Origin of the sequence: Roseococcus sp. YIM B11640, assembly GCF_049727625.1 — a bacterium.
Taxonomy (GTDB): domain Bacteria; phylum Pseudomonadota; class Alphaproteobacteria; order Acetobacterales; family Acetobacteraceae; genus Roseococcus.
The window spans coordinates 86,566-104,356 of record NZ_JBBJOZ010000002.1; the positions used below are offsets into that span (position 1 = coordinate 86,566).

Here is a 17,791-nt window from a genome sequence, read left to right on the forward strand (position 1 = left end):
TCAGCCGATCGAGGATGGAGCCCGCAGGATGCTGGATTCACTGGAGCCCGCCGGACTGGTGCCGGCCATGTCGCCCGCCGAGCAATCCCTGCTGCGGGAGGCCGCGCGCGGCGCGGCCAGCGCCGTCGAATTCGGCACGGGCGGCAGCACGCGCCTGCTGCTGGAAGTGGTGGCGGGCCAGCTGGTTTCCACCGAGAGCGATCCCGCCTGGCTGGAGCGTGTGCGCGCCGACCCGGCCTGTGCCGCGGCCGAAGCGTCGGGTCGCTGGCGCGGCCTGCATGCCGATCTGGGCCCGGTGGGTCGCTGGGGATGGCCCGCGGACGCCGCGCGCCACGGCGATGGAGCGATCTATGCGGAGGCGCCCTGGAAGGATGCGCCAACGCCCGGCTTCGTGCTGGTGGATGGCCGCTTCCGCGTCGCTTGCGCGCTCTCGGCGCTGGCGCGGCTCGCCCCCGGCGGGCTGGTCGCCATCCATGACTTCTGGCCCCGCGAATACTATCGGCCTGTGCTCGAATGGGCCGATCTGGTCGGCACCTCGGTGAGCCTTGTTCTGCTGCGCCCCAAGCCCGGGGCGACGATCCCGGCGCCCGGCGCCTTCCATCGCGACCCGCGTTAGGCGGCGTAACCTTTCCTTAAGTCGGCCGCCTTCAAGCTGCGCATGCCCCCGAAAGCCATCGGGGGTGAAGGCAAAGGAAAAGCCCCATGTCTCTGAACTCCGTCAATACGAATATGGGCGCGATGGTGGCGCTCCAGTCGCTCAACAAGACCGGCGAGGAGATGGCCGCGACGCAGAAGCGCATCTCCACCGGCTACCGCGTCGCGGATGCGAAGGACGACGGCGCCGCCTACGCCGTGGCCGAGCGTGTGCGCGGCGACCTCGCGGCCACGACTTCCGCGAACCAGCAGCTCGGCGGTGTGAAGGGCCTGCTGGATACCACCATGGCCGGGCTGCAGGGCGTCTCGGACATGCTCAAGGAAGTGAAGTCCACCGTGGTCGCGCTATCCGACAGCAACATCACGCCAGGCCAGCGCGAGCAGTACATGGCTTCGCTGAAGGAGAAGTTCTCGCAGATCAAGAATTTCCTCTCGGACACCTCCTACAACGGCCAGTCCATGCTCAACACGACGGCCACGGCCGGCGACACGGGCACGACGCTGGGCGAGGTGCGGACGGTCCGCAATGGCGAGGGCGCTTCCTATGCCTTCGCGAAGATCGCGACTGCCCCGCTCAACGGCGCGGCGGGTTTCACGGCGCTCACGGCGCTGGGCATGACGACCTCCGGCGTGGCGGCGGGCGCGACGCTGACGGCGGCGCTGGGCAGCTTCGCGGCCGCGCTGACCACCGGCGGCGCCGTGAACGGCGCGATCAACGCCACGCTGACGGCCCTCAACAACCTCGGGAGCTACAGCGGCTACGTGGACAGCCAGATCACCTTCAACAAGGCGAAGATGGACGCGCAGGAGTCCGGCATGGGCGCGCTCATCGACGCGGATCTTGCGAAGGAATCGGCCCGGCTGCAGTCGCTGCAGATCCGCCAGCAGCTCGGCACGCAGGCGCTCGGCATCGCCAACCAGGCGCCGCAGGTTCTTCTTCGCCTCTTCGGCTGATCGCAGTTCCAGGGCTGGCAGGAGGCCGCCCGCCTTTCCTTCCCACCTCACCGGACCACGCATTCTGCGTGACGGTTTGCCCCATGATCGAGGCCTGCCATGAATCCCTCCTCCGTGGCCGATAGCTATCGCCGCCGCCTGACACCCAAGCAGGCCGAAGCGCAGATCTATGCTCGCGCCACACGCGCTCTCCGCGAGGCGCTCGAGCTCGACAATCCGGTCGCGCTGGCCCGTGCCATGGCGGACAACCGCCGCCTCTGGGACGCGGTACTGGGTTCCGTCGTCGACCCCGCCAACCAGCTTCCCATTTCGCTCCGCGGCCAGATCGCGAGCGTCGCCCGCACGATCCTGCGCGAATGCGATGCCGAGGCGCCGGATGCCAACCTCATCATCGAGATCAACGAGCACATGGCGGCGGCTCTCTGGACATGAGCACCTCCGTCATCGCCCCACCGCGCGATCCTGCCGTTCTGAACCGCCTGATCGAGCGCGGACGCGCCATGCTGAGCGATCGCAAGACGCTGGACGCCATCACGCTGCTGGAGCGCGCGGTCGCGGTGCCCGATGCGCCGGCCGAAGCCTATGGCCTCTTCGCCGAGGCGCTCTCCGAGGGCGGCCGTGAGGCCGAGGCCCTGGCCGCCGCCGATATCGCCATCGCACGCAAGCAGGCGGATGGCATGCTGCGCCTGCTGCGCGCGCGGATCCGGCGAAACCGCGGCGATGTGCCGGGCAGCATGGAGGATGCGGCGGCTGCGGTGATGGCCGATCCCTCCTGCGCCGAGGCGAAGTCCTTCCTGGCGACATGCCTGTCCGAGGCAGGCCGGCATGACGAAGCCATCCTGTTGTTTCACCAGGTCTTCGCCCAGCGCCCCGCGGACGCGCATGCCGAAGCCATGCTTGCCATGGCCTTCATGCGGGCCGGGCGCCATGAGGCAGCTGAGGAGCTCTTCGCGCGGGCCCAGAGCCGCCAGGGCGCCGAGAGGCTGGTCGTCCTGCGCGCCCAGAACGCGATCCTGGACGGTCGCGTCGAGAGTGCCATCGCGATGCTGGAAGCCTCGGTCCTGCAGATGCCGGAGGAGAGCGCGCAATGGGCCATGCTGGCCCAGGCGCGCCAGCGGCAGGGGCAGGCCGAGCTCGCGGCAGAGGCCTATCGCCGCGCGGCGGAGCTGGATCCGGGGAATGGTTATCTCGCCCATCTGGCCACTTCCGCCGGCGGGATGACGACGGATGCCGACCGTGCTTCCGACCATTACGTCACGGAGGTCTTCGACGGCTTCGCGGCCCGCTTCGAGGGCGCGCTCTTCGCGCTCGGCTACCGCATACCCGGCGTGATGCTGCGGATGATCGAGGCGCATTGGCCCGGCATCGCCAACGGCTCCCGGAAGATCGGCGATGTGCTGGACCTCGGCTGCGGGACGGGCCTCATCGGCGTCGTGCTGCATGACCTGCTGGGCGGGCGGCTCGTGGGCGTGGATCTGTCCCAGCGCATGCTCGATGTGGCGCGGGACAAGTGCATCTATACCGAGCTTCGGCGCATGGATGCGCTTGCGGCGCTGGAAGGCGACGGCACCACCTACCAGGCCGTGATCCTCGCCGATGTGCTCTGCTACTTCGGTGCGCTCGACGCGCTGTTCCGTGCAGCGCGTCAACGGGTTGAGGTGGGAGGCGTCCTGCTGTTCAGCATCGAGGCGGGGGAGGAGGGCTCGCGTTGGACGCTCTCGCGCAATGGCCGCTACCAGCAAAGTGCCGAGTATGTTCGCGCCTGCCTCGCGGCGGCGGGCTTCTTGGCCGCCGATTTCCGGGACGAAGTGCTGCGGCATGAGAATGGAGAGCCCGTGCGGGGCTACATCGTCCTCGCCGAGGCGATCTCCTGAGATGCCGGCGCTCGCCGCGTTCAGCGAGGCGGTGGCCGCGCTGAAGCAGGGGCGGGGGCTCGATGCCGTGCCCTTGTTGGAAGCCGCGCTGGTCGCCGAGCCGGAACACGCGCTCGCGCGGCTCAACCTGGGCATGGCCCTGATGGATATCGGCCGGCTCGACAGTTGCGAGCCGCATTTGCAGGAGGCCGCGGCGGCGCTTCCCCATATGGCCGAGCCGCAGTTCCGGCTGGGCCGCCTCGCGCATCTGCGCGGCGATCTCGCGGCGGCACGGCAGGGCTACGAAGCCGCGCTGCTGCGCCGAGGCGACCACGTGCCCGCCCTGGCCGGGCTTGGCGTGGTGGAGCAGGCGGAGGGGCGCCCGCTCCAGGCCGAGGCGCTGTTGCGGGAAGCCCTGCTGCACGCGCCAGGCGACAGCTCCGTCATGCTCGAACTGGCGCGTAGCCGGATGTCGAGGGGCGAGCATCTCCAGGCGCTGGAGGAGATCGAGGCCGTGCTGGAGCGCGAGCCGGAGCACGGCCAGGCCGGCCTTCTCTGGACCGACGCGCTGGTGCAAGCGCATGGCCATGCGGCCGCGCGGGAACGCATGGAGCGGGCGATCGCGGCCGACCCCTTCGGCGCAGCCCGTGTCGCCGGGCTGGCGGCCATGCTGGACGGCTGCGGCGCGCCCTCGGAGGCGCTGGCGCAATGGCGGCTGGCGGAAGCCTTGGCGCCCCAGGATGGACAGATCCTGAGCGGGCTTGGTCATGCGCTGTGGCGGCAGCGCAGCTATCAGGAAGCGCGGGCGGTCTTCGAGCGCGCGGTCGCCATCCTCCCGCAGGACCGCAAGATCCGGGTGGCCTTGGGCGAGCAGCTGTTCCGCACGCACCGCCTGGCGGAGGCGGCGGAGACGCTCCGCAGGGCCATGCGGGAGCTGGGCCCGGACTACCGGGGCAATGCCACGCTCGCGCTGGTGGAGGTCGCCCAGGGCCTGCAGGACCAGGCCTTGGGCGCTTGCGAGGCCGCAGGTGGCGAGAACGAGCTGCTGCTCCGCCTGTGCAGCCTCGGCCCCTATCACGACGAGTTGTCACGGCCGCTGGAGCTGCGCGCCGTGGCCGACCGGCTGCATGCGGGTCTTTCCACCGACCTGCTGCCGTATCAGGCCCCGGCGCGCGCGGGGCGCGAGCGGCTGCGGATCGGACTGCTCTCGGCTCACTTCGGCACCCATCCGGTGGGCTGGCTGACGCTGCCGGGCATCGAGGCGCTGCCTCGAGAGGAGATGGAGCTCGTCATCCTGTCGCTGGGCGATCGCGAGGGGCCGCTGGCACGCCGTTTCCGCGAGCGGGCCGATCGCTGGATCGCCATCAACCCAGGTATCACCGAGCGCGGCCTTGTCGACATGCTGCGGGCGGAGGAGTTCGACATCCTCATCGACCTGGGCGGCCATGGGCATGGCGGGCGCGTTCGCGCGCTGCGGCACCGCTGCGCGCCGGTGCAGATCAAGTGGGTCGGCTCGCAATCGGCGACCACCGGCGTGCCGAATGTGGACTGGATGCTCACCGACCGGTGGGAGACGCCTGCGGGCTTCGAGGCCCAATACACCGAGCGCCTGCTGCGCCTGCCCGACGGCTATGTCTGCTACCTGCCGCCGCCCCATGCGCCGGAGGTGGGGCCTGCACCCATCCTCGCGCGGGGCCATGTGACCTTCGGCTGCTTCAACAATTTGGCGAAGGTGACGCCCGGGCTGCTCGCCTGCTGGGAGCGCATCATGCGGGCGCTGCCGGATGCGCGGCTGGTGCTGCGGACCCATGCCCTGGGCGACGCGCCCACCCGCGCCGCCTTCGAAGCGCGGGCAGGGGAGGCCGGCCTGCCGATGGATCGCGTCGAGATGCACAGCGCCCTGCCGCATGGCGAATTGCTGGCGGCCTATGGCGGTATCGACATCTCGCTCGACCCCTTTCCCTACAATGGTGGGCTGACCGTTTGTGAATCCCTCTGGATGGGGGTGCCCGTGCTGGCGCGGATCGGGGAGCATTTCGCGGGGCGCCATGCCTTCTCGCACTTGTCCAATGTCGGACTCGCGGATTGGGCCGAGGCGGATGAGCAGGGGTATGTGCGCCAGGCCATCCGTCGCGCGGCGGACCCGGCCGCCCTGGCGGCGCTGAGGGCGGGGCTAAGGGCGCGGGTGGCGGCCTCGCCGCTCTGCGACGGGCCGCGCTTCGGCGCCGGCCTGGCCGAAGCGCTGCGTCGCGCCTGGAGCGAACGGCCCGGGAAGGGTTGACGCCGGGTCTTTCCGCGCGAACTTCTGCGGCATGAGCGCAACCGAAATCGCCTCCCATCGCGGCGGGGCCTTCCTCTGGCCGGAGAACAGCCTCCTGGCCTTCCGGCACGCCGTCAGCTGGGACGCCGAGCAGCTGGAATTCGACGTGCATATGAGCGCGGATGGCGAGCCAGTCGTCATCCACGACTCAACGCTCGACCGCACGACCGATGGCTCGGGCACCATCGCGGAATGGACGTGGGAGGCGCTGCGACGCGTCCGGCTGCGCGGCACGGGCGGCGAGACCGTCCCGCATCTGCGCGACGCGGGCGCCATCATCGCGCCGAGCCCCCAGCGCCTGCGCATGGAGATCAAGGCCGACAGCAACGGCCGCCCGTACCCGGGCCTGGTCCGCCGCTGCGCGGAGGTGCTGGACCAGTCCGGTCTTCGCGCCCGCACCGTGATGATGAGCTTCGAGGCGAGCAGCGTGGCCGAGGCCGTGGCTCTGGGCGGGTTCGAGCAATACGTGCTGCTCATCGAGACGCGGCCCATGCGCGCGCTGCGGCCGGCCGATGCCATCGCGCTTTGCCGCAGCTGCGGTGCCACCGAGCTCGGCGTGCATGAGGCGGTGGCCGATCGCGCGCTGCTCGATGCCCTGCGCGCCGCGGGGCTTCGGCTCTCGGTCTGGGGCGCCAATCATGCCGAGAGCATGGCCCGGGCGCTGACCATCGGCGTGGACGTGCTGGCGACGGATGATCCGCCGCTGGCCCTGGAGATGCGCCAGCGCGCAATTTCATTGCGCTGACTTTCCGCCCCGCCTAGCCTTCGCCCCAACGAGAATTCTTCAGGGGGAGCGGGTGGTGCCTTTGGGCGCGGGTGATTCGATTCTGGCCGTGGAGGGGGTTTCCCTTCGTTTCGGTGGCATCCGCGCCCTGTCGGATGTGAATTTCGACATCCGGCAGGGAGAGGTCTTTTCCATCATCGGCCCGAACGGCGCGGGCAAGACCTCCATGGTCAACTGCATCTCCGGCCGCTACCGCCCGACCGAGGGGCGCATCCTCTTCCAGGGGCAGGACATCACGCGGCTGCCTTCCGCGCGCCGGGCGCCGCTGGGCATCGGCCGAACCTTCCAGAACCTGGCGCTGTTCGGGCACATGAGCGTGCTCGACAACATCATGGTCGGCCGCCACCACCTGCTGAAGAGCGGCTTTCTGCGCGGCATGGCCTATTGGCTCGGCGGCGCGCAGCGCGAGGAGCTGGCGCATCGCCGCGAGGTCGAGGAGATCATCGATTTCCTGGAGATCCAGCACGTCCGCAAGGCGCCGGCCGGCACGCTGCCCTATGGCCTGCGCAAGCGCGTCGAGCTGGCGCGGGCCATCGCGCTCAAGCCCCGGCTGATTCTGCTGGATGAGCCCATGGCGGGCATGAACCTCGAGGAAAAGGAGGACATGGCCCGCTTCATCATGGACCTGAACCAGGAATGGGGCATGACCGTGCTGATGATCGAGCACGACATGGGCGTGGTGATGGATATCAGCCACCGCGTGATGGTCCTCGATTTCGGCAAGCGCATCGCCCTGGGCACGGCCGAGGAGGTGCTGGCCGACCCGCATGTGAAGCGCGCCTATCTCGGCGAGGCCGGGGAGGAAGTCCTCGCCGCATGACGGATACCCTGCCGAAGCTGCTGGCGCGCAACGCCGGTGAATTCCCGCATGAGATCGCGCTGCGGGAGAAGGATTTCGGGATCTGGCGGGAGATCACCTGGGCGCAATACCAGGACCGCACGCGCGGCTTCGCGCTCGGCCTGGCCGAGCTCGGCGTGCAGGCCGGCGAGGTGATCGGCCTCATCGGCGACAACCGGCCGGACTGGGTGATGGGCGAGGTCGCGGCCCATGCGCTGGGCTGCCGCAGCCTCGGCGTCTATCGCGACGCGCTGGAGGAGGAGGTCGCCTATCTCCTGGGCTTCAGCGGCGCCTCGGTCGTCTTCGCCGAGGATGAGGAGCAGGTCGACAAGCTGCTCAACATCGGAGACCGGCTGCCCGGCCTGCGCCACATCGTCTTCAGCGATCCGCGAGGGATGCGCAAGCTCGCGGATCCGCGGCTCATCAGCGCCGATGATCTGCTGGCGCTGGGCGCGAAGCGGCCCGCGGCGGACTACGACGCCATGGTCGCGGCGACGGATGGCGAGGCGGTGGCCATTCTCTGCACCACCTCCGGCACCACGGCGAAGCCGAAGCTCGCCCAGCTCAGCGCCGGGCGGCTGATCCGCCATTGCGAATCCTACCTGCGCGCCGACCCCAAGGGGCCGCGCGACGAATATGTCAGCGTGCTGCCGCTGCCCTGGATCATGGAGCAGATCTACGCGGTGGGCTGGAACCTCATCGCGCGCATGAAGGTCAATTTCGTCGAGGAGCCGGAGACGATGATGGCCGATTTCCGGGAGATCGGCCCTACCTTCGTCCTCTTCGCCCCCCGCACCTGGGAGGCTATCGCCGCCGAGGTCCGCGCGCGCGTCCTGGATTCCAGCCCGCTCAAGCGGCGGCTCTACGATGCCGGCATGAAGCTGGGGCTCGCCGCGCTGGACAAGGGCGGGCGAAGCGCCGCCGCGGACCAGATCCTCTTCCGCGCGCTGCGGGACCGGCTCGGCTTCTCCAACCTGCGCTCGGCCGCCACGGGCGGCGCGGCGCTGGGGCCGGACACCTTCCGCTTCTTCCTCGCGCTCGGCGTGCCGCTGCGCCAGCTCTACGGCCAGACGGAGCTGCTGGGTGCCTATACGCTGCAGGCGCCGGGCCGCTCGGATTTCGAGAGCGTCGGCATTCCGTTCGGGCCCGAGATCGACCTGCGCATCGACGATCCGGACGCGAATGGCGTGGGCGAGGTCGTGACCCGCCACCCGAACATGTTCCACGGCTATTTCGGCACGACCGAGACGGCGGACATGCGCGAGGGCTGGCTGCACACCGGCGATGCGGGTTTCATGGATGCGGCAGGGCGCCTCGTCATCATCGACCGCATCAAGGACATCGCCAGCACATCCGCCGGCACGCGCTTCAGCCCGCAATACATCGAGAACAAGCTGAAGTTCAGCCCCTATATCGCCGAGGCCGTGGTGCTGGGCGACCGGCGCCCGCATCTCGCGGCCATGATCTGCATCCGCTTCCCCATCGTCAGCAAATGGGCCGAGCGGCAACGCATCGCCTTCACCACCTACACCGACCTCGCGGCCCGGCCGCAGGTGATGGAGCTGATCGCGGCGGAGGTGGAGCGCGTGAACGCCACGCTGCCCGCCGCCCAGCGCATCCGCGACTTCCTGCTGCTCTACAAGGAGCTGGACGCGGACGACGAGGAGCTGACGCGCACGCGCAAGGTCAGGCGCGGCGTGATCAACGAGAAGTACGGCGACATCATCGAAGCCGTCTATGCCGGCCAGGCGGAGATCCCGGTGGATACGACCATCACCTTCCAGGACGGCTCCAAGAGCCGCATCCGCACCACGCTGCATGTGCGCCGCGCCGGTGCCCCGGCCGAGAAGGCGGTGGCGTGATGCAGGGCAGCCTTCTCCTCCAGCTCGTGCTGAACGGGCTGATCGTGGGCGCGCTCTACGGCGTCGTCGCGATGAGCTTCGTGCTGATCTACAAGGCCAGCCAGGTGGTCAACTTCGCGCAGGGCGAGTTCATGCTGGTCGGCGCCTGGGCCTGCTGGTGGCTGCTGACCCAATGGGCGCTGCCCTTCTGGATCGCCTTTCCCGTCTGCCTCGCCTTCATGACGATCTTCGGCATCGTGGTGCAGATCGTGGTGTTGAGGCCCCTGATAGGCGAGCCGGTGATCAGCGTCATCATGGCCACGGTCGGTCTCTCCATCTTCTTTCAGGCGTTGATGAAGTGGATGTTCGGCGTCTTCGCGCAGCCCTTCCCGCCGATCTTCCCAGCCGAGCGCGTCTCCCTCTTCGGGCTGGAGATGCAGAGCGTCTACCTCCTGTCGCTCGCACTCTCGGGCGTGATCATGCTGGGCTTCTGGTGGTTCTTCACCTTCAGCAAGCATGGGCTGGCCATGCGGGCCACCGCCTTCGACCAGCAGGTGGCGCAGTCGCTGGGCGTCTCCGTGCCTCGGGTCTTCGCCATGTCCTGGGCGATCTCGGCGGTGGTCTCGGCCGTCGCGGGGGTGGTGGTGGGTGTGGTTTCGGGCGTCAGCTCCGGCCTCAGCTTCTACGGGATCAAGGTGTTCCCGGCGGTGATCCTGGGCGGGCTGGATTCCATCGTGGGGGCCATGCTGGGCGGGCTGATCGTGGGCCTGCTGGAGAACCTGGCCCAGTACCTCGACGCGCAATGGCTGAACTGGGGGAACATGATCAACATCGCGCCCTTCTACGCGCTGGTGCTGATCCTGCTGATCAAGCCCTACGGGCTGTTCGGTACCAAGAACATCGAGCGCCTCTGATGAGCATGACGCCCTGCGGGGATTTCCGCACCAGCTACGCGGCGGACATGACGATCTTCCCGACGCGCAACTCGCGGTTGGCGCTTCTGGCCGGCCTGGTGCTGGCCATGGCCGCGCCGCTGGTGCTCGGCCGGTACGAGCTCTCGCTCATGATCCAGATCGGGTTCATGGGGATCGCGGCGCTGGGCCTCAATATCCTGGTGGGCTTCACGGGGCAGATCAGCATCGGTCACGCGGCTTTCTTCGGCTTCGGCGCCTTCGCCTCGGCGGGGCTGGTGGAGCACGGGGTGCCGGTGCCGCTGGCCATTCCGCTTGCAGGCGTGGCGACGGCCCTGGTGGGGCTGGTCTTCGGCCTCCCCGCGGCGCGGCTGAAGGGCTTGTACCTCGCCATCGCGACGCTGGCCGCGCAGTTCATCCTGGAGGATTTCTTCGCCCGCGCGCAGTGGTTCTCGGGCGGCGTGGCGGGGCGCATCACGGAGCCCTTCACCCTCTTCGGCCTGCGCTTCGACCGCGAGGAGACGTATTTCTACGTCGTGCTCTTCTGGGTGGTGGTGGCCTTCGTGGCGGCCGCCAACCTGATGCGGACGCGCGACGGCCGGGCCCTGATCGCGGTGCGCGACCATTATCTCAGCGCCGAGATCATGGGCATCAACCTCGCCTACTACCGCACGCTCTCCTTCGGCATCGCGAGCTTCTTCGCGGGGCTGGGTGGCGCCCTCTACGCCCACTACCTGCTGTTCGTGAGCGTGGAGGCGTTCAACATCCTCTTCTCCATCCAGTTCCTGGCGATGGTGATCATCGGCGGGCTGGGCTCGGTCATGGGCAGCCTGATGGGCGCGGCCTTCATGGTGCTGATGCCGGAATTGGTGCAGAGCGCGGCCCAGGCGCTGGAGGGCGGGGCGATCGACCGCGCGCTCTCGCTGGGCGCCTCGATCAACTTCCTGCGTGAGATGGCGATCGGTGCCGCCATCATCCTGTTCCTGATCTTCGAGCCGGATGGGCTCGCCCGCAGATGGCGGCTCATCAAGGCCTACTGGAAGCTGTATCCTTACTCCCATTAAGCAAAAAACAGTGGAGGCAACGATGAAGAAGACGATCCTCGCGGGCGCGCTTTCCCTGGCGATGGCAGCCCCTGCCATGGCCCAGGCGCCCTATCCCATTGGCCATATTGCCGATTACAGCGGCGCGACCTCCGATGTCGGCGTGCCCTATGGGCGCGGCGTGCAGGATGCGCTGGCCTGGGTGAACGCCAATCGCCGGATCGGCGGGCGCACCATGAACGTCATGACGATGGACTACGGCTACCAGGCCCAGCGCGCCATCGCCCAGTATCAGAGCTGGATGGGCCGCGAGCGGCCGGTCGCGATCCAGGGCTGGGGCACGGCGGATACCGAGGCGCTGACGACCTTCGTGACACGCGACCGGGTGCCCTACATCTCCGGCTCCTACTCGGCCGCGCTGACAGACCCCACGGGCCGCGCGCCGCGTGCGGAGAAGGCGGCGCCCTTCAACTTCTTCTACGGCCCGTCCTATTCGGACGCGCTGCGCGCCATGCTCATCTGGGCGCGAGACGACTGGCAGGCGAGGGGCCAGCAGGGCCGGCCGCGCTACGTGCATATGGGCGCCAACCACCCCTATCCGAACTCGCCCAAGGCGGCGGGCGAGGCGCTGGCGGCCGAGCTCGGCTTCGAGGTGCTGCCCGCGATCCAGTTCGCGCTCACGCCCGGCGACTACACCGCGCAGTGCCTGACGCTGAAGAACCAGGGCGCCAACTACGCCTATCTGGGCAATACGGCGGGCTCCAACATCTCGGTGCTGCGGGCCTGCCAGACGGTGGGCGTGCAGGTGCAGTTCCTTGGCAATGTCTGGGGGATGGATGAGAACGCGATGAAGGCGGCAGGGACCGCGGCCAACGGCGTGGTCTTCCCGGTCCGCACCGCGGCCGTCTGGGGCGCGGATGCCCCGGGCATGGCGCAGGTGCGCGCCATCTCGCGCATCAGCGACCAGGCCGGCAACGCCTACCGGCCCGTGCACTACGTCGCCGGGGTCTGCGCCGCCATGCTGATGGTGGAGGCGATGGAGAGCGCCGCCGCCAATGGCGGGCAGGTGACCGGCGTCAGCATCCGCGACGGCTTCTACGCGCGGCAGAACTGGGTGCCCGCGGGCTTCGAAGGCGTCTGCGCGCCCTCCAACTTCACCGCCGAGGACCATCGCGGCACGCTGGCCGTCGGTCTCTACCGGGCGGTCGTGCGCGGCGACACCACGCAGGGCAGCGTCGACGAGCTCATGCGCGCCGGCACGATGCGGCTGGAGCATGTGACCACCGTCAACCTCGACCGCCGCCGCGACTGGCTCGGCTGGTGAGTGAGGTTCTGCCCGCGCCGGGAGCGCCCGCGGCAGCGCGAGAGCTGCTGCTGCAGGTGAACAACATCGAGGTCGTCTACAACGACGTCATCCTCGTCCTGCGCGGGCTTTCGCTGGAGGTGCCGAAGGGGGAGATCGTGGCCCTCCTCGGCGCCAATGGCGCGGGCAAGTCCACGACGCTCAAGGCCATCTCCGGCCTGCTCAAGACGGAGGAAGGCGAGGTCACGCGCGGCGAGATCCGCTTCGGCGGCGAGCGCATCGACGGGATCGACCCGCACCTCATCGTCCGGCGCGGCATCTTCCAGGTGATGGAGGGGCGGCGGATCGTCGCCGACATGACCTCGCTGGAGAACCTGCGCCTCGGCGCCTTCACGCGCTCGGATGGCGAAGTGAAGCGCGATATCGAAATGGTCTTCGACTACTTCCCCCGCCTGAAGGAGCGGACGGGCCTCGCCGGCTACCTTTCGGGCGGCGAGCAGCAGATGCTGGCCATCGGCCGCGCGCTGATGGCGCGGCCCAAGCTGATCCTGATGGACGAGCCATCGATGGGCCTCTCGCCGCTGCTGGTGAAGGAGGTCTTCGGCATCATCCAGCGCCTGAACCGGGAACTCGGCATCACCATCCTGCTGGTCGAGCAGAATGCCCGCATGGCGCTCTCGGTCGCGAGCTACGGCTATGTGATGGAGCAGGGGAAGGTCGTGCTGGACGGCGCGGCCAGCGCCCTGATGGACAATGAGGACGTGAAGGAATTCTACCTCGGCGGCCATGGTGCCGAGCGGAAGAGCTTCCGCAACATCAAGAGCTACAAGCGGCGCAAAAGGTGGCTGTGACTTCCTACGAGGAATGGCGCCGGGACTTCCGGTGGAACATCCCGGGTCGCTTCAACATCGCCCATGCCTGCTGCGACCGCTGGGCGGACGGCAGCGGCCGCCCGGCGCTGCTGAGCGAGGCGGGCAGGGGCCTCACCTTCGATGACCTGCGCGAACGCAGCGCGCGGTTGGCCAACGCCCTCCTTGCCCAGGGCCTCCGGCCGGGCGACCGGGTCGCGATCCTGCTGCCGCAGGGGTGGGAGGTCGCGGTCGCGCATCTCGCCATCTACCGGATGGGCGCGATCGCCGTGCCGCTTTTCGCGCTGTTCGGGGCGGATGCGGTCGCCTATCGGCTGGCCGATTGCGACGCGCGCGCGGTGATCACCGATGCAGCGGGGCTGCCCAAGCTGCCGCAAGGGCCGTTGGTCATCCTTACCGAAGGGCGCGCGGCGGGTGCGGTGGATTTCCACGAGGCCATGGGCCGGGCCAGCGACCGGCACGAATGCGCCGACACCGCCGCCGACGCCCCCGCGCTCATCATCTACACCAGCGGCACGACGGGCGCGCCGAAGGGCGCGCTCCACGCCCATCGTGTGCTGCTCGGCCATCTGCCGGGCGTGGAGATGCCTCAGGATCTCTTTCCCCAGGCCGGCGACGCCTTCTGGACGCCGGCCGACTGGGCCTGGATCGGCGGGCTGCTGGACGTGCTGCTGCCCTCGCTGTTCCACGGCGTGCCGGTGATGGCGCTGCGGATGGAGAAGTTCGACCCCGAGCGCGCCTTCCGTCTCATCGCCGAACACCGCCTGCGCAACTTGTTCCTGCCGCCCACCGCCCTGCGCCTGATGCGGCAGGTGCCGGATGCCGCATCGTTCGGTGCCCGCCCGCGCTCCATCGGCTCCGGCGGCGAGACACTGGGGAGCGAGATGCTGGAATGGGGGCGCGAGGCCTTCGGCGTCACCATCAACGAGTTCTACGGCCAGACGGAATGCAACCTCACCGTGTCGTCCTGCGGCGCGCTCTTCCCGCCGAAGCCAGGCTGGATCGGCCGCGCCGTGCCGGGCCATGAGGTCGCGGTCATCGATGGCGAGATCGCGGTGAAGGCGCCCGACCCGGTGATGTTCCTGCGCTACTGGAACCGCCCCGAGGCCACGGCGGAGAAATACCGCGACGGCTGGCTCATGACCGGCGATGCCGGCGAGATGGACGCCGGCGGCTTCATCCGCTTCGTCGGCCGGGCGGATGACGTCATCACCTCCGCCGGCTATCGCATCGGCCCCGCCGAGGTGGAGGACTGCCTCATCCGCCATCCCGCCGTCGCCGCGGCCGCGGTGGTCGGCATTCCGGACCCTCTGCGCACCGAGGCCGTCGCCGCCGCCATCGTGCTGCGCGCGGGCGAGCAGCCGTCCGAGGACCTCGCGCGCCGCCTGCAGGAGCACGTGCGCTCCCGCCTCGCGGCGCATCTCTATCCCCGCCACATCCGCTTCGTGGCAGAATTGCCGCAGACCGCCACCGGCAAGATCATGCGCCGAGTGCTGCGCCAGGACTGGAGCCGTCTCCCATGATCCCGAACTCGCCCCCCTCGCTCGATTTCGGCCTCGGCGAGGAGATCGACGCGCTGCGCGACGCGACGCAGCGCTTCTCCGCCGACCGCATCGCGCCCATTGCCGCGGAAATCGACCGCACCGACGAATTCCCGCGCCATCTCTGGCCGGAGCTCGGCGCGCTCGGCTTGCACGGCATCACGGCGGAGGAGGAGTATGGCGGCGCGCGCATGGGCTACCTCGCCCATTGCGTCGCCATGGAGGAGGTGAGCCGCGCCTCGGCCAGCGTGGGGCTGAGCTACGGCGCGCATTCCAACCTCTGCGTCAACCAGCTCACCCGGAACGGCAACGCCGCCCAGAAGGCGAAGTACCTGCCGAAGCTCATCAGCGGCGAGCATCTGGGCGCGCTCGCGATGAGCGAGCCCGGGGCGGGCAGCGACGTGGTCAGCATGAAGCTGCGCGCCGAGAAGCGTGGCGACCGCTACGTGCTGAACGGCACCAAGCTCTGGATCACCAACGCGCATTACGCCGAGACGCTGATCGTCTACGCCAAGACCGACCCGACCGCCGGGCCCAAGGGCATCACGGCCTTCATCGTCGAGAAGGGGATGAAGGGATTCACCCCCGCGCAGAAGCTCGACAAGCTCGGCATGCGCGGCTCGCCCACCTCGGAACTCGTCTTCGAGGATTGCGAGGTGCCGGAGGAGAACGTGCTGGGCGCGGTCAATGGCGGCGTGCGCGTGCTGATGTCGGGCCTGGACTACGAGCGCGCGGTGCTGGCGGCGGGGCCCATCGGCATCCTGCAGGCCTGCCTGGATGTCGTCGTGCCCTATATCCACGAGCGCAAGCAGTTCGGCCAGGCGATCGGCGAATTCCAGTTCATCCAGGGCAAGGTTGCTGACATGTACACGCAGCTCAACGCGGCGCGGGCCTATGTCTATGCCGTGGCACGGGCCTGCGATGCCGGAAAGACGACGCGCAAGGACGCTGCCGGCGCCATCCTCTTCGCCGCCGAGGCCGCGACGAAGGCAAGCCTGGACGCGATCCAGATCCTCGGCGGCAATGGCTACATCAACGACAACCCGACCGGCCGCCTGCTGCGCGACGCGAAGCTCTACGAAATCGGCGCCGGCACCAGCGAGATCCGCCGCCTGCTCATCGGCCGGGAGCTGTTTCGCGAAACCGCGTGACGATCGGCCGTCTGGCCGTCGCGAATCCTTTGCAAACCAGGCTGGGCATTCGCTCGGGAATGCACGGGACTGGCCGTGCGGGAAGGCTTACTCAACCAAGGAGAAGTATGCTTTCCCGGTTCTACTCGCAGAACTTGTGAACCTGATGATATCGACTGATTTTTTGTATTTTTCTGCTAATTTTTTTAGTCGATGCCTTGACCGGATCGTTTCGGGTCGGTCTGATTCCCCTTGCACGCGGTCCTATTGAAGCTCAAAGCTGACGTCTGGACCGAAGTCATCAATGGGGCGTGAACCAATGGCTGAGGAAACCGAAGGCCCGGCGGCAGCGGCCGTTCCGGCCCATCAGGCGAATGTGATCCGTATCGCGAAGGCCGAGGAAGGCTCTGCGAAGGGTGAGTTCTGGGCCGTCCTGCGTGCCGTGATCTTCCTGATCTGCGGCATCCTGGTCCTCGGCTGGATCATCAGCTGACCCCGGCGAGCCATTTCACTTAAGAGTGGAAGCCCTCACCTAACAGTTGAATAGCGCGCCTTCGCGCCGCATTCCCCTTGCACCGCCGGCCGCGGCGGTGCTCCATTCGCGCCTCGACGGGGAGGGGCCATGCCAGCTCGCAGCGCCGATGCGATCGTGGTGGGTGGCGGCCTGGTGGGCTCGGCCATCGCCTGGGGGCTGCAGCGTGCCGGCCTCGCGACGATCCTGCTCGACGAAGGCGACGTGGCCTTTCGTGCATCACGTGGAAATTTCGGTCTCGTCTGGGTGCAGTCCAAGGGCCTGGGCGCGCCGCACTATCAGCGATGGACCCGGCGATCCGCCGAGGAATGGTCCGGCTTCGCGGCCGAGCTGCAAGGCCTGACCGGCCTGGATTGCGGACACCGCCAGCCAGGCGGGGTTCACCTCTGCCTCAGCGAGGCTGAGCTCGAGGACCGGGCCAGCCGCATGGAGCGCATGAAGGCCGAGGCAGGCAATTACGGCTACGAGTATCGGATGCTCGACCGGCGGGAATTAAGCGACATGCTGCCCGGCATTGGCCGCGACGTGGTCGGTGCCTCCTGGACCCGTTACGACGGCCACGCCAATCCTCTCAACCTGCTGCATGCCCTGCATGCGAGCTTCGTGGCGTCGGGCGGGCGTTATGTGAGCGAGGCTCGCGCCCTCGCGGTCCAGGCCGCCCCGCGCGACTTCCGGATCGAGACCTCGGCCGGCGATTTCCGTGCGCCGCGCGCGGTGCTGGCTGCCGGACTGGGCAATGCGGAACTGGCCCCGCATTTCGGTCTTCGCGCCCCGGTGCGCCCGCAGCGCGGGCAGATCCTGGTGACCGAGCGTGCCCGCGAGCTGCTGCCCATGCCCACGACGACCATCCGGCAGACGAATGAGGGAACGCTGCTGCTGGGCGACAGCCATGAGGAGGCGGGCTTCGACCTGTCCCAGGCGCCCATGGTGATGTCCGCCATCGCCCAGCGGGCCGTCCGCTGCTTCCCCTGGATCGACCGGCTCAACGTCATCCGTGCCTGGTCTGCGCTGCGAGTCATGGCTCCGGACGGCTTGCCGGTTTATGATGAAAGCGAAATCTATCCCGGTGCCTTCACGGCGAATTGCCATTCCGGCGTCACGCTAGCGGCTGCGCATGCCAAGGTTTTCGCCCCGATGGTGGCCGCCGGCACCCTCGATTCCGCCCTCGAATTGTTCTCCGCCCGGCGGTTCAAGGCGTTGCAGGCAGCCTGAGCGGTT

Annotated in this window: 16 protein-coding genes; all 16 read left to right on the forward strand. The window is 68.7% G+C overall.

Annotation, left to right across the window (positions count from 1 at the left end):
- Positions 1-28 precede the first annotated feature (28 nt).
- Positions 29-616, forward strand: coding sequence for a hypothetical protein (locus WJM96_RS07845; protein WP_424811915.1), 588 nt, complete (start codon positions 29-31; stop codon positions 614-616).
- A gap of 86 nt (positions 617-702) precedes the next feature.
- Positions 703-1,608 (forward strand): flagellin, encoded by a 906-nt coding sequence (locus WJM96_RS07850; protein ID WP_424811916.1) that lies wholly within the window; start codon positions 703-705, stop codon positions 1,606-1,608.
- Between the two features lie 99 nt (positions 1,609-1,707).
- Positions 1,708-2,040, forward strand: a complete 333-nt coding sequence (locus WJM96_RS07855) for a flagellar biosynthesis regulator FlaF (RefSeq protein WP_424811917.1) — start codon at positions 1,708-1,710, stop codon at positions 2,038-2,040.
- Positions 2,037-3,482 carry a tetratricopeptide repeat protein gene (locus WJM96_RS07860; protein WP_424811918.1) on the forward strand — a complete coding sequence of 482 codons (1,446 nt, stop codon included), beginning with the start codon at positions 2,037-2,039 and terminating at the stop codon, positions 3,480-3,482. Before WJM96_RS07855 ends, WJM96_RS07860 begins: the two co-directional genes overlap by 4 nt.
- Before the next feature lies 1 nt (position 3,483).
- Complete coding sequence (locus tag WJM96_RS07865) at positions 3,484-5,742, forward strand: tetratricopeptide repeat protein (RefSeq protein WP_424811919.1); 2,259 nt, start codon at positions 3,484-3,486, stop codon at positions 5,740-5,742.
- A gap of 31 nt (positions 5,743-5,773) precedes the next feature.
- Positions 5,774-6,526: a glycerophosphodiester phosphodiesterase gene (locus WJM96_RS07870; protein WP_424811920.1), complete on the forward strand. Its 753-nt coding sequence runs from the start codon at positions 5,774-5,776 to the stop codon at positions 6,524-6,526.
- A gap of 88 nt (positions 6,527-6,614) precedes the next feature.
- Positions 6,615-7,385 carry an ABC transporter ATP-binding protein gene (locus WJM96_RS07875; protein WP_424811921.1) on the forward strand — a complete coding sequence of 257 codons (771 nt, stop codon included), beginning with the start codon at positions 6,615-6,617 and terminating at the stop codon, positions 7,383-7,385.
- Positions 7,382-9,265: an AMP-binding protein gene (locus WJM96_RS07880; protein WP_424811922.1), complete on the forward strand. Its 1,884-nt coding sequence runs from the start codon at positions 7,382-7,384 to the stop codon at positions 9,263-9,265. The genes WJM96_RS07875 and WJM96_RS07880 overlap by 4 nt, the downstream gene beginning before the upstream one ends.
- On the forward strand, positions 9,265-10,158 hold the full coding sequence (locus WJM96_RS07885) for a branched-chain amino acid ABC transporter permease (protein ID WP_424811923.1): 894 nt from the start codon (positions 9,265-9,267) through the stop codon (positions 10,156-10,158). The genes WJM96_RS07880 and WJM96_RS07885 overlap by 1 nt, the downstream gene beginning before the upstream one ends.
- Positions 10,158-11,219 (forward strand): branched-chain amino acid ABC transporter permease, encoded by a 1,062-nt coding sequence (locus tag WJM96_RS07890; protein ID WP_424811924.1) that lies wholly within the window; start codon positions 10,158-10,160, stop codon positions 11,217-11,219. The genes WJM96_RS07885 and WJM96_RS07890 overlap by 1 nt, the downstream gene beginning before the upstream one ends.
- A gap of 22 nt (positions 11,220-11,241) precedes the next feature.
- The gene (locus tag WJM96_RS07895; RefSeq protein WP_424811925.1) at positions 11,242-12,522 is read left to right on the forward strand and encodes an ABC transporter substrate-binding protein; all 1,281 of its coding nucleotides are present in this window, start codon (positions 11,242-11,244) and stop codon (positions 12,520-12,522) included.
- A 47-nt stretch (positions 12,523-12,569) separates the two neighbouring features.
- Positions 12,570-13,352 carry an ABC transporter ATP-binding protein gene (locus WJM96_RS07900; protein WP_424813080.1) on the forward strand — a complete coding sequence of 261 codons (783 nt, stop codon included), beginning with the start codon at positions 12,570-12,572 and terminating at the stop codon, positions 13,350-13,352.
- The gene (locus WJM96_RS07905) at positions 13,343-14,893 is read left to right on the forward strand and encodes an AMP-binding protein (RefSeq protein WP_424811926.1); all 1,551 of its coding nucleotides are present in this window, start codon (positions 13,343-13,345) and stop codon (positions 14,891-14,893) included. The genes WJM96_RS07900 and WJM96_RS07905 overlap by 10 nt, the downstream gene beginning before the upstream one ends.
- Positions 14,890-16,062, forward strand: a complete 1,173-nt coding sequence (locus WJM96_RS07910) for an isovaleryl-CoA dehydrogenase (protein ID WP_424811927.1) — start codon at positions 14,890-14,892, stop codon at positions 16,060-16,062. Before WJM96_RS07905 ends, WJM96_RS07910 begins: the two co-directional genes overlap by 4 nt.
- A 298-nt stretch (positions 16,063-16,360) precedes the next feature.
- A complete protein-coding gene (locus tag WJM96_RS07915; RefSeq protein ID WP_424811928.1) occupies positions 16,361-16,534 on the forward strand; it encodes a hypothetical protein in 174 nt (57 codons plus the stop codon).
- A gap of 129 nt (positions 16,535-16,663) precedes the next feature.
- A complete protein-coding gene (locus tag WJM96_RS07920; RefSeq protein WP_424811929.1) occupies positions 16,664-17,785 on the forward strand; it encodes an NAD(P)/FAD-dependent oxidoreductase in 1,122 nt (373 codons plus the stop codon).
- Positions 17,786-17,791: the final 6 nt, after the last annotated feature.